This is a genomic window from Billgrantia lactosivorans, assembly GCF_003254665.1.
Classification (GTDB): domain Bacteria; phylum Pseudomonadota; class Gammaproteobacteria; order Pseudomonadales; family Halomonadaceae; genus Halomonas; species Halomonas lactosivorans.
In genome coordinates this window covers 340,555-353,272 of the sequence record NZ_QHGY01000003.1, presented here as the reverse complement: position 1 = coordinate 353,272, position 12,718 = coordinate 340,555, and the positions used below count along the sequence as shown (strand labels likewise).

General features: G+C 68.6%; 9 protein-coding genes. 2 read left to right on the top strand and 7 right to left on the bottom strand.

What is annotated here, in order from left to right:
• Positions 1-8: 8 nt before the first annotated feature.
• The 6 genes from DIS04_RS10065 to DIS04_RS10040 form a co-directional block, all read right to left on the bottom strand.
• Positions 9-1,394 (bottom strand): aldehyde dehydrogenase family protein, encoded by a 1,386-nt coding sequence (locus tag DIS04_RS10065; protein WP_111413624.1) that lies wholly within the window; start codon positions 1,392-1,394, stop codon positions 9-11.
• Positions 1,395-1,583: 189 nt separating this feature from the next.
• Entirely contained in the window at positions 1,584-2,963 is a 1,380-nt protein-coding gene (locus DIS04_RS10060) for a glutamine synthetase family protein (RefSeq protein ID WP_111413623.1), read from the bottom strand.
• Positions 2,964-3,088: 125 nt separating this feature from the next.
• Positions 3,089-4,147 (bottom strand): TRAP transporter substrate-binding protein, encoded by a 1,059-nt coding sequence (locus DIS04_RS10055; RefSeq protein WP_111413622.1) that lies wholly within the window; start codon positions 4,145-4,147, stop codon positions 3,089-3,091.
• A 78-nt stretch (positions 4,148-4,225) separates the two neighbouring features.
• Positions 4,226-5,548: a TRAP transporter large permease gene (locus DIS04_RS10050; RefSeq protein ID WP_111413621.1), complete on the bottom strand. Its 1,323-nt coding sequence runs from the start codon at positions 5,546-5,548 to the stop codon at positions 4,226-4,228.
• Positions 5,545-6,072 carry a TRAP transporter small permease subunit gene (locus tag DIS04_RS10045; protein ID WP_111413722.1) on the bottom strand — a complete coding sequence of 176 codons (528 nt, stop codon included), beginning with the start codon at positions 6,070-6,072 and terminating at the stop codon, positions 5,545-5,547. Before DIS04_RS10045 ends, DIS04_RS10050 begins: the two co-directional genes overlap by 4 nt.
• A 188-nt stretch (positions 6,073-6,260) precedes the next feature.
• A complete protein-coding gene (locus DIS04_RS10040; protein WP_111413620.1) occupies positions 6,261-7,220 on the bottom strand; it encodes a LysR family transcriptional regulator in 960 nt (319 codons plus the stop codon).
• A gap of 91 nt (positions 7,221-7,311) precedes the next feature.
• Between DIS04_RS10040 and DIS04_RS10035 the strand changes: the two genes are divergently transcribed.
• A complete protein-coding gene (locus tag DIS04_RS10035) occupies positions 7,312-8,112 on the top strand; it encodes a TraX family protein (protein WP_111413619.1) in 801 nt (266 codons plus the stop codon).
• 1 nt (position 8,113) lies between these two features.
• Here DIS04_RS10035 and DIS04_RS10030 read toward each other — a convergent pair whose 3' ends face one another.
• Entirely contained in the window at positions 8,114-10,468 is a 2,355-nt protein-coding gene (locus DIS04_RS10030; protein WP_111413618.1) for a putative bifunctional diguanylate cyclase/phosphodiesterase, read from the bottom strand.
• Between the two features lie 166 nt (positions 10,469-10,634).
• Between DIS04_RS10030 and DIS04_RS10025 the strand changes: the two genes are divergently transcribed.
• On the top strand, positions 10,635-12,656 hold the full coding sequence (locus DIS04_RS10025) for a PhoX family protein (RefSeq protein WP_111413617.1): 2,022 nt from the start codon (positions 10,635-10,637) through the stop codon (positions 12,654-12,656).
• Positions 12,657-12,718: the final 62 nt, after the last annotated feature.

Genomic DNA, 12,718 nt, shown 5'->3' with positions numbered 1-12,718 from the left:
GGGCCAGCTCAGGCGTGTTTCAGGTGGAAGGACTTGGGCCGGGTCAGGGTCTCGTAGCCCAGGCGCGACAGGGAACAGCCGCGCCCCGACCGCTTGACCCCGGTCCAGGCCAGCTCGGGGTCGAGGTAGTCGCAGCGGTTGGTGAACACGGTGCCGGCCTCGAGGCGTGCGGCCAGCGCCTCGCCCGCGGCCAGGTCGCGGGTGAACACCGCCGCGGTGAGGCCGAAGTCGCTGTCGTTCATCAGCCGCACGGCCTCGTCGTCGTCGGCCACCGGCATGATGCCGACCACCGGGCCGAAGCTCTCCTCGCGCATCGCCCGCATCCTGTGGTCGACCCCGGTCAGCACCTGCGGCGCCAGGTAGGCGCTGCCCGGCCGCGACAGCGGGTAGTCGCCGGGGTCAATCCACGCCGTGGCGCCGGCGGCCACCGCCTCCTCGACCTGGCCGCGCACGAAGTCCGCCGCCGCGGGGCGCACCAGCGGCCCCAGGGTGGTTGCGGGATCGGTGGGGTTGCCGAGCTTGAGCTGGCGCACCCAGGCCACCGCGCGTGCGACGAAGTCGTCGAAGATCGAGGCGTGCACGTAGAGGCGCTCGATGCCGCAGCAGCTCTGACCGGAATTGAAGAAGGCACCGTCCATCACGCCCGGCACCGCCTCGTCGAGGTTCACGTCGCCACGGATATAGGCCGGGTCCTTGCCGCCGAGCTCCAGCCCGGTGGCGATGAAGCGCCCGGCGGCGTTGCGCTCGACCATCGCCCCGCCCGCCACCGAGCCGGTGAAGGAGACATGGGCGATGCGCGCGTCCTGGATCACCGCCTCGGCGGCGGCGTGAGAGAGGTGCAGGTGCTGGAAAACGCCCTCCGGCAAGCCGGCCTCGTCGAAGGCCTGCTGGAAGCGCTCGGCGCACAGCGGGGTCTGGGCGGAGTGCTTGAGGATCACCGCGTTGCCGGCCATGATCGCCGGCACCACGGCGTTCACCGCGGTCATGAAGGGGAAGTTCCACGGCGCGACGATGAACGACACGCCCAGCGGCTCGCGCGTGATGTAGCGGGTGAAACCGGGCTTGTCGGCCAGGCGGAGCGGTGCCAGGGCCTCGTCGGCCAGGGCGATCATGGTGCGCGCGCGCTCCTCGAAGCCGCCGATCTCGCCGCCGGCCACGGCGATCGGCCGCCCCATTTGCCAGGTCAGCTCCAGCGCCAGCTCGTCACGCCGGGCGACGAAGAGATCGACCATGCGCGAGCACAGCCGCGCGCGTTCGGCGAGGCTCGTCTCGCGCCAGGCCCGCTGCGCCGCCACCGCCCGCTCCAGCGCCGCCTCGACCCGCGCCGGGTCGGCCAGCTCCCGCTCGACGTAGACGGAGCCGTCGACCGGGGAAATCGTCTTCTGTATGGCCATAATGTCTTCATCCCTTCCAATAGCGGGAGCCAGATCCAGCACGCGGCCCCACTTACCCTAACCTTTCGGGGCCGAGCGAACGGCGTCAGAACAAGGCGGAGCAACGAGAAAGCGCGGAGTTGGCTGTAGCCAATGAGCAGATTTCGAGGCGCTCCAACGCAGTGCTGGCGTCGTGCAGCCGGCCCAACCTCATATGATTTCGAAATAGCGGTCTAACTCCCAATCGGTGATATGCCGGCGGAACTGGCGCTCCTCCCACTCCCGCGTGGCGGCGAAGTGCTCGACGAAGGCGTCGCCGAACAGGCTGCGCGCCGCGTCGGAAGCTTTCAACCGCTGGGCCGCTTCCCACAGCGTGCGCGACAGCGCCTGATGCTCGGGGTGGGCCAGCGCGTAGGCGTTGCCGGTGACCCTTTCATCCGGCTCGAGGCGGTGCTCGATGCCGTGGAGCCCCGAGCCGATCGCCGCGGCCAGCGCCAGGTAGGGGTTGGCGTCGGCGCTGCCCAGGCGGTACTCGACCCGCTGCGACTTGGCGCTGCCGGGAATCACCCGCAGTGCGGTGGTGCGGTTCTCCACCCCCCAGGTGGCATCGGTGGGCGCCCAGAAGCCGGGGATCAGGCGGGTATAGCTGTTCACCGTGGGCGCGAACATGGCCAGGAACTGCGGCATCAGCTGCTGCTGGCCGGCGACGAAGTGGCGCTGGATATCGCTCATGCCGTGGGGCTGGTCGGCATCGAAGAAGGCCGATTCGCCGCTGTCGAGCCGGTTGAGCGAAAGGTGGATGTGGCCGCTCTGGCCGGGGTAGTCCGGCGACCACTTGGCCATGAAGGTGGCCATCAGCCCGCGGCGCTGCGCCCATACCTTGGTGAAGGTCTTGAACAGCGCGCCCTTGTCGCCGGCGGCCAGCGCCTCGTCGACGCGGATCGCCGCCTCCAGCACGCCGGGGCCGGTCTCGGTGTGCAGGCCCTCGATGGGGAAGTCCATCGCCTCGGCCAGGCCCAGCAGCTCGTGGTAGAGCTCGCCGTGCACCGAGCTTCTGAGCATCGAGTAGCCCATCATGTCGGGGGTCAGCGGCTTGAGGCCGCGAAAGCCTTTCTCGCGCACCGACTCGGGGGTCTCCTGGAACAGGAAGAACTCGTACTCCAGCGCGCCGCAGGCGGCGAAGCCCATCGCCTCGGCCTTGGCCAGCACGCGGCGCAGCAGCCCGCGCGGGCAGATCGCCTCGGCCGGGCCGGTGAACTCGGCCAGGAACAGCAGCATGTCGCCCTCGCAGGGCAGCTCGCGGCAGCTCTCGGGGATCACCCGCAGCGCGGCGTCCGGGTAGCCGGTGTGCCAGCCGGTGTAGGTGACGTTGTCGTAGAGCTCGTCCTTGCTGTCCCAGCCCAGCACCACGTCGCAGAAGGCGAAGCCTTCGCTCAGCGCGTGGAAGAACTTGTCGCGGCGCATGTACTTGCCGACCATCACGCCGTCGATGTCGAACATGCCGACCTTGACGTGGCTCAGGCCACGCTGTTCGACGATCCGCCGGGCGTCGTCGGCACTCTTCACGTCTCTCGCCTGAAGTCGGCTCATCGCTGCTTCCTCGTCCACCCTTCGTTGTCATTGTTCTTCGAATCGGTTCGTCAATACCGTGCTTCGAAACCGTTCGATACAGCCGGCGGGAGCACCGAACCGGGCCCGGCGCTCCCGCCCTTGCCTCAACCGTAGCGGTAGGGAGGCCCTGCCTGCTGCATGGTCTCGCGGTACGCCTTGAGGATCTCCACCACCCGGGCGCTGCGCTCGCTCTCCTCGGCGATCTCGTCCCAGAAGGCCAGCGCCTCGTCCTCGAGCCGCTGCCACTCCTCCTCGGGAATCGAGGTCAGCTCCAGCTTGCCGCCGGTGGTGCGGTAGTGGGCCTCGCCCCACCAGTACCAGTGCTGGCGGTAGTAGTGGGAGCTGTCCATGCACAGCTTGAACAGCGTCTGCAGGTGCTCGGGGACCTCGTTCCAGCGCTCGGTGTTGGCGAAGTAGGAGCCGGCCCAGGCACCGGAGATGTTGTTGGTCAGGTAGTAGCTGCTGACGTCGGCCCAGCCCACGGTGTAGGCCTCGGTGATGCCGGCCCAGGCGATGCCGTCGAGCTCGCGGGTCTGCATGGCGACCTCGATGTCCTCCCACGGCAGGGTCACCGGCACCACGCCGAAGCGGCTCAGGAAGCGACCCGCGGTGGGGAAGGTGAAGACGCGCTTGCCCTCCAGGTCGTCGAGGCTGCGGATCGGCTCGCGGGTGACGAAGTTGCACGGGTCCCAGGCACCCGAGCCCAGCCAGGTGACGCCCTCGACCTCGCCGTAGGCTTCCTCCCAGATCTCCTTGAGGCCGTAGTGGTGGAACAGCGCCGGCACGTCGAGGCTGTAGCGCGAGGCGAACGGGAAGTAGCCGCCGAATACCGAGACGTCGACCGGGGCGTTGATCGAGTCGTCGTCGCTCTGCACGGCGTCGATGGTGCCGCGCTGCATGGCGCGGAACAGCTCGCCGGTGGGCACCAACTGGTCGGCGTAGTAGAGCTCGATCTCCATCTCGCCGTTGGCGGCCTTGTTGAAGGCGTCGATGGAGGGCTTGATCACGTGCTCGGCCAGCGCCGGGCCGGCGTAGGTCTGCAGGCGCCAGCGGATCGGGCTGCGCGACTGGGCGTGCACGTAGGGCGCCGAAAGGGTCGTGGCCCCGACGGTGGCGGCGGTGGCCAGGCCCGCCTTCTTGAGAAAATCGCGACGATTGGTCATGTCTCTTCTCCTGCTGTTGTTGCTTGTTGTCGGAAGAATCGCGGTATTCGTCGTCGTGCCTTGGTTCACCTCCTGGGGTCAGTAGCCGCGGTAGAGCTGCGGCAGCCACAGCGCGAGCTGCGGGAAGATCGTGATCAGCGCCAGCCCGATCAGCATGATGCCGACGAAGGGCCAGACGCTGCGGTAGATGTCGCTGAGCGAGATTTCCGGCGGCGCCATGGCGCGCATCAGGAACAGGTTGTAGCCGAACGGCGGGGTCATGTAGGCGATCTGCACGGTGATGGTGTAGAGCACGCCGTACCAGATCGGGTCGAAGCCCAGGCTGATCACCAGCGGCACGTAGAGCGGCGCCACGATCACCAGCATGGCGGTGTCGTCGAGGAACATGCCGAGCAGGATGTAGGAGAGCTGCATCATCACGAGTATTTGCCACGGGCTCATGCCGATGCGGTCGAGGAACATGCTCTCGATGGCGCGCACCGCACCGAGGCCGTCGAACACCGCGCCGAAGCACAGCGCGGCGAGGATGATCCACATGAACATGCAGCTGATGCCGAGCGTCTTGTGTACCGTGCTCTCGATCACCTTCCAGGTCAGGCGGCCCTTGAACAGCGCGGCCAGGGTGGCGGCCACCGCCCCCACCGCCGAGCTCTCGACCAGGCTGGTCACCCCCATCAGGAACAGGCCGGTCATGAAGAAGAAGATCAGCAGCGGCAGGATGCCGGCGCGCAGCAGCTTGAGCTTCGCGCCCAGGCTCATCTGGCGCTCCTCGGCGGGCAGCGCCGGGCCGAGATGCGGCTGCAGCCGGCAGCGGATGACGATGTAGATCACGAACAGCCCGGCCAGGATCAGCCCGGGAATGGCCCCGGCCAGCCACAGCTGGCTGACCGGCTGGCGCGCGATCATGCCGTAGAGCACCAGCACCACGCTGGGTGGCACCAGGATGCCGAGCGAACTACCGGCCTGGATCACGCCGGTGACCATGATCTTGTCGTAGCCGCGCCGCAGCAGCTCCGGCAGGGCGATCGTGGCGCCGATGGCCATGCCCGCCACGCTCAGCCCGTTCATTGCCGAGACCACCACCATCAGGCCGATGGTGCCCACCGCCAGGCCGCCCCTGAGCGAGCCCATCCAGACGTGGAACATCTCGTAGAGTTCGCTGGCGATACCCGACTCGGAGAGCATGTAGCCCATGTAGATGAACAGCGGCAGGGTCAGCAGCGGGTACCAGTTCATCAGCTGGATGGCGGCGCTGAACGGCATCTCCACCCCGCCCTGGCCCCACAGCAGCAGCGCCGAGGCGGCGCCGACGAAGCCGATCACGCCGAACACCCGCTGCCCGGTGAGCAGCAGCAGCATCATGGTGGAGAACATCAGCGCCGCGATCATCTGGTAGCTCATTCGCCGGCGCCCCCTTCCAGGGAGAGGCCGCGCGCCAGGGCGATGTCCTTGAACAGGGTCGAGACGCTCTGCAGCAGCATGAGCAGCACGCCGAAGGTCATGACGATCTTGATCGGCGCCAGGGGCGGCGACCAGGAGGTGTAGCTCTTCTCGCCGTAGCGCAGCGCGTACTCGGTGCTGGAGATGCCCCCGGCCAGCAGGGCACCGAGGAAGACCAGCAGCAGCACGACGGTAACGGCGTCGACGGCGGCCCGGGTGCGGTCCGACCAGCGCGAGTAGAACAGGTCCATGCGCACGTGGGCGCCCATCTGCATGGCGTAGGCGCCGCCCAGCAGGTAGTAGGCGGCCATCATGAACTGCGAGACCTCGACGCTCCAGATCAGCGGACTGTTGAAGGCGGTACGCGACACCGAGGCGAACAGCAGCACGCCAATCATGACGAAGATCATGAACATCACGACGCGCCCCACCACCCGGTTGAACGCGTCCACCCAACGCACGTAGAGCGTTATTATTCTTGGCATCATCCAGCACCGATCGCTTGGGTTTCGCTCAGTCTTCGGACGCAATGGCGGAGTGCGCAATCAGCATCGATAACGGCGACGTCAGATGTATCGATGAAATCGATAGTGCTCGCGAAGGGTACGCCGCTGGCGACCGACGCCCCCGTCCGGTGCACGACGGACGGACGGCGGCAGGCAGGCAGGCAGGCTCAGGCCTGGGTGACGACCTCGGCGGAGAGCCAGGGCAGCGAGCGCTCCAGCTGGCGGCGGAAATGCTGCTCCAGCAGGCGCCGGCTGTCGCGGGCCAGCAGCGCCGGCAGCTCGCCCAGCTCGTCGCGCCGCGCCACCAGCGTCAGCTCCCGCGTCAGCGGGGCCAGCGGCAGCGGGGCCACGGCGACCTGCAGGTCGTCGAGGCCGGCCTGGTAGAGGCACAGCGGGGTGGTCACGGTCCAGCCTGCGCCGGCACCGACCAGTCGCAGCACGGCGAAGGTGTTGTCGAGGTGCAGGCGGGCCGGCAGCTCGAGCTGGTTGAGTCTCAGGTGACGCTCGATGGCCTGGCCAATCAGCGACTGCGGCGTGTAGCGCACGAAGTCGAGGTGGCGCGCCAGCCAGCGCAGGTTGTCCAGCGGGCCGTTCCACGACAGCGGCACCACCAGCACGAAGGGCTCGCGCAGCAGGGCGTGGCGCTCCAGGCCATCGTAGTTCTCCAGCCGATCATCGGAAATGATGATATCGACGTGGCGTGTCAACAGGGCGTGGCCGTGCATGTGCGACAGCCCGGTGGTCAGGGTATAGTCGCGGGTATGGCGCCGGATCAGCTCGATCAGCGGCTGGCCCACCGCCGTGGCCAGCGAATCGACCAGCGCCAGGCGCACCTGGTGGAGCTGGCCGAAGCCGCCGCTGACCAGCTCGCGCCGGGTGTTGCGCGCGTCGTCGAGCAGGCGACGGGCGCGGTCGTAGAAGAAGCGCCCGGCGCTGGTGGGCTCGAGCGGCCGGGAATGACGCTTGAACAGCGTCACGCCCATGCTCTCCTCCAGGTTGGCCAGGCTCTGCGAGACCGACGACTGCTTGAGCCCCAGCCGCCGGGCCGCCGCGCTCTGGCTGCCCTGCTCCAGGGTCTCGACGAAAATCTCCATGCTGCGAAGATCGAATCCGAAGCCGCTGCGCATCTGTCTGCCCTCGCTTCACCCCGCCGCTGGCCGGAACTCCCTTCCCGGCGCACCGGTCACAGAACTGTCGTATCCCTACAGGGAGGTCCCGATGACCGTAGAGGCCGCCGCCCGGCCGCTGTCCGAGCGCCCCGTTTCCACCTGGACCGGCTGGGGCCAGTGGCTGGCGCTCGCCACCATGACCCTCGACCACCTGACGCGCTACGTGCTGCCCGCCGACTGGGAGCTCGGCTGGGCGGGGTCGTCGCTGGGCCGCATCGCCTTCCCGCTGTTCGCCGCCATGGTCGCCTGGCACGGCCTGTTCAACACCCGCAACCCGCTGCGCTACGCACGGCGCATCCTGGTCATCGGGCTGGCCGCCCAATTGCCCTACATGCTGATGCCGCGGGCCACCGACACCTTCGTCCTCAACGTCTGCTTCACCCTGGCGCTGGGGCTGGCCTGGGGCGCCTGGCTGCGCGACCTGCTCGCGCGCCAGCGCGACGGCAGCCTGGCCAGCGCCTGGCTGGCGGTGGCACTGGCCGCCTCGCTGGTGCTCTGGTACCTGCTCGGCGGCTGGGTCGAGTACGGGCATCGCGGGTTGCTGCTGATCCCCCTGTTCATGCTCGCCATGCATCACCTCAACGCCGCCGGCGAGTCGCTTGGCGAGCGGCTCTCCGCCGTGGCCCTGGCCGCCCCGGTGCTGGTCGTGGCGGGGCTGATGAACAGCTCCGACATGGCCAAGTCGTTCACCGTCGCCACCTGCCTCGCGGTGCTGTGGCTGGCCGCCGGCGCCCATCGCCTGACCCCCGGCGTGCCGGTGGCCATGCCGCGACGGCTGTGGCTCGCGTGGTACCCCGGCCACTTCGCCCTGATCGCCCTGTGGCTGTGGGCCAGCGGCGGGCTGGGCTGAATCAAGCCGAATCCAGGCCGCTCTTCTCGATTTCACGCCCGGCCAGCAGCGCCTCGAATGCCTCGATGGGCATGGGCCGATGGAAAAGGTAGCCCTGGAACAGCCGGCAGCCACGCGACCGCAGGAAGTCGTGCTGGGCCTCGTTCTCCACGCCCTCCGCCACCACGGCGATGCCGAGGTGCTGGGCCATGGCCAGTACCGTCTCGACGATGGCGGCATCGCTGCCGTCGGCATCGAGATTGCTGACGAAGCTGCGATCGATCTTGAGTTCGTCCAGCGGCAGCGACTTGAGGTAGGAGAGCGAGGAGAATCCCGTGCCGAAGTCGTCCAGCGCCAGGTGTACCCCCAGCCGCTTGAGCGCCTGCATGCGCTCGACGGCGTCCTCCAGGCCGTCGATCATGATGCTCTCGGTCAGCTCCACGACGAGCCGTGCCGGGTCGATGCCGTGGGTGCCGGTCACCCAGGTGAGGCCTTCGACGAAACCGGGCTGGCTGAAGTGGCGCACGCTGATGTTGACCGACAGCCGCGGCAGGAGCTCGGCCGGCAGGCGTGACAGCAGCGCGCAGCAGCGATCCAGCATCCAGGTCTCGAGTTCGACGATCAGGTCGCTCTCCTCGGCGATGGCGATGAATACCTCGGGCGAGACCCAGCCATGGCGAGGGTGTTGCCAGCGCATCAGCGCCTCGCCGCCGATGACCCGCCCACGCTCGTCGAGCTGGGGCTGGAAGGCGATGCTAAGTTGCTCCTCGGCCAGTGCGCGCCGCAGCGCCTGCTCCATCTCCAGGCGCCAGCTCATCTGGGTCTGCATGGAGGGCTCGTAGCCGCAGATCTGCGCCCTGCCCTTCAGCTTGGCCTGGTACATGGCGGTGTCGGCATGGCGCAGCACGTCGCCGACATCCTCGTCGCCCAGCGGGAACAGGGTATAGCCGATGCTCGGCGTCACGCTGATGCGCTGCCCGCCCAGGTCGTAGGCCCGGCGCAGGGTCGTGAGCAGCCGTTCGGCGCGGTGTTCGGCCCGCCTCAGCTCGGCCTGGCGGTCGGCGCTCAGGGCCGGCAGCAGCACCACGAACTCGTCGCCGCTGAGGCGCGCCGCCATGGCGCCCTTGTCGAGGCTCAGCAGCAGGCGCTTGCTCACCTGGCGCAGCAGCTCGTCGCCCACCGCATGCCCCAGGGTGTCGTTGATGATCTTGAACCGATCCAGGTCGAGAAACATCACCAGCCCGACGCGCCCGTCGTCGCGACGATCGCGGATGGTCGAGGCCAGCGTCTCGATCAGCAGGCGCCGATTGGGCAGCTCGGTAAGCGGGTCGAAATAGGCCTGGCGGTGGATGGTCTCCTCCGCCAGCTTGCGCTCGGTGAAGTCCTCGATGACCGCCACGCCTCCCACCACCTCGCCCGACTCGTTGCGCAGGGCGCTGTAGAAGGCGCGTAGCGGCGTCTGCTTGCCACTGACCACGGTGCGGTAGGTGCCCTCGAAGTAGCCGGTGCCGTTCTGCAGGGCATCGCGTATCGCCCCGACCACGCGGCCGTCGTCGAGCTGCGTCAGCAGGTTCATTCCCAGCAGGCGCTGGCGGCTGGTGCCGAGGATGTCGAGGCACATCTCGTTGCAGTCGACCACCCGCCCCTCACTGTCGAAATGCAGCACGCCCAGCGGCGTGTGCCGGAAGATGGCACGATAGCGCGCCTCGCTGACGCGCAGCTGCTGCTCGCGCGAAGAGACGACCAGGCGCAGGTCGATATTGTCGGCAATGGTGCGATGCAGACGCCGGTTGATCGTCAGCATCAGGCCCAGGAACAGCACGACCATGGCGGCCAGCAGCAAGGCCAGGGAAGTGCCCCGCAGCAGCAGCTGGCCGAGCAGCGGCAGCATGGCGGGCAGCACGAACAGCGGCGCCATCCACACCACCGAGGAGAGCGTGGTGACCCCGCCGGCGGCGATCCCGGTCAGCACGATCGTCAGCGCCGCCAGCTGGCCATGGTGCTCCATGGTGAACATCGCCAGGCCGGCGGTACCCCACAGCGCGCCGGCGAGGCCGGCGCCCCAGGCGAAGCGGTACAGCCAGCGCCGCTGGCGCCGCTGCCTGGCCGGCTGGCGCTGGTAGTACCAGGCCAGCCATAGGCGACCGGCCGAGACGGCGCTCAACGCGCCCAGCCAGACGACCAGGTAGCTCGACGGCACGACGGTCCACATGGCGCCCACCAGCAGGCAAGCCGCCAGCACGCTGGCCAGTACCGGTTGCCACAGCCGCTCGTAGAGCAGGCGCACCTGCTCGTGGGCCAGCTGACGACGGCGAGAAACGTTCGACAGCGCAGCCGCGTCGTGTGCGCGGTGCTCTTCCTGAAGAGGGAGGGACATGCGTAAGTCCGGGTCGGTTATTGTTTTAACCGTCCTATCTTTACTCGATACCGCACAGTTTGGCGAGGTTGCACCATCAACGGAATGACAGCCCCGCTTCATCACGCTGCAACATGACACCACCAACATCGGGCCTCGCCACTCCCATTCCCGAACGAGGCCACCCATGAACCAGCCGTACATGCCCGGTCATGTCGACCCGATCCTCGCCGCCGGTGACGAGCCAGCCTGCAACACCTCGCCCAACGCCTACTTCGGCGAAGTCCTCGAGGCGCGCATGAGTCGTCGCTCGCTGCTGCGCGGCAGCCTGGCCGCTGCGGTAGCCGGGGCCATGGCCACCAGCTTGCCTTTCGGTCGCGCCCTGGCCGCCGGCACCGGCACCGCGGCACCGAGTATCGGCTTCCGGGCGGTCCCGGTCGGCACCACCGACAGCGTGGTGGTGCCGGAAGGCTACCGGGCGCAGACCTTCATTCCCTGGGGCACGCCGATCAGCGGCAACATGCCGGCTCCCTCGCTGGACGCCAGCGGCGAGGATCAGGCGCATCAGGTGGGCAGCCACCACGACGGGATGCACTTCTTCCCGCTCGAGGACAGCTCCCGCGACGGCCTGCTGGTGCTCAACCACGAGTACGTCGAGCCACGCTTCCTGCACGCCGCGGCCCGGGGCCTGGCACTCGACTCGGACGGCTTCCCGCAGCACGAGGACGGCTCGCGCGACCCCGACCAGGTGCGCAAGGAGCTCAATGCGCACGGGGTGTCGGTGGTGCGGGTACGCCACGCTGAGGATGGCCGGTGGCAGGTGGTCGAGGACGAACGCAACCGGCGCGTCACCGGGCTGACCCCGATGCGCCTGGCGGGCCCGGTGGCCGGCACCGAACACGTCGTGACCCAGTACAGCCCGGACGGCAGCATGACCCGAGGCACGCTGAACAACTGCGCCAACGGCGTCACGCCATGGAACACCTACCTCGCCGCCGAGGAGAACTGGGCCGGCTACTTCGCCAACGAGGACACCGAGATCGACCGGCGCCAGGCGCGCTACGGCATCCAGACCCGCAGCGAGGGGCGTTATCAGTGGCACCGGGCCGAGGGCGGCGGCGACGAGTTCATACGCTTCGACGCCAGCGCCCGCGGCGCCTCCCCCCGCGAGGACTACCGCAACGAGCCCCACGCCTTCGGCTACATGGTGGAGATCGACCCCTACGCGCCCGAGAGCACGCCGGTCAAGCGCACCCACCTGGGCCGCTTCGCCCATGAGGGCGTGGTCTTCGCCCCCGCCGCGGAGGGCCAGCCGGTGGTCTGCTACTCCGGCGACGACGCCCGCTTCGAGTACATCTACAAGTTCGTCTCGGCCCGCCCCTACCGGGCCGCCGACGCCGACGGTTCGCTGCTCGACGAAGGCACCCTCTACGTGGCCAGGTTCAACGATGACGGCAGCGGCGAATGGCTGGCGCTGGCCCCGGGCGAGAACGGGCTCACGCCGGAAAACGGCTTCGCCGACCTGGCCGATATCCTGGTCAACACCCGCAGTGCCGCCGACCACGTCGGCGCGACCAGGATGGACCGCCCGGAGTGGGGCGCGGTGGACCCCGTCACCGGCCAGGTCTACTTCACCCTGACCAACAACAGTCGCCGCCGCGAGGGACAGGTCGACGCCGCCAATCCGCGCGCCGGGAACCACTTCGGCCACATCATCCGCTGGCAGGAGGACGGCACCCATGCCGCCGCGCGCTTCCGGTGGGACATCTTCCTGCTGGCGGGCGATCGCGAGAGCGGCCGCGGCCTGAACGGCGAACCGCTCGACCGGGACGCCATCCTGGCCTGCCCCGACGGGCTGTGGATCGACCCCGATCGCCGCGTGTGGATCCAGACCGACATCAGCGAATCGGTGGTGAACCAGGGTGACCACGAGGTGTTCGGCAACAACCAGATGCTCGTCGCCAACCCCGATACCGGCGAGCTCAAGCGCTTCCTCACCGGGCCCATCGGGCAGGAGATCACCGGCATCGCCATGACACCCGACCAGCGCACCCTGTTCGTCAACGTCCAGCATCCCGGCGCCACCACCCCGGCCGAGGCCTTCGCCGCGGGCGAGCCGACCAGCCATTGGCCGGACGGCGGCAACGCCCTGCCGCGCTCGGCGACGCTGGTGATTACCCGCGAAGACGGCGGCATCATCGGGACATGAAGATGAGCCTCTGAACGCAGCGGGCCCCGCCATTGGCGGGGCCCGTCGTTGTCAGGATGCCA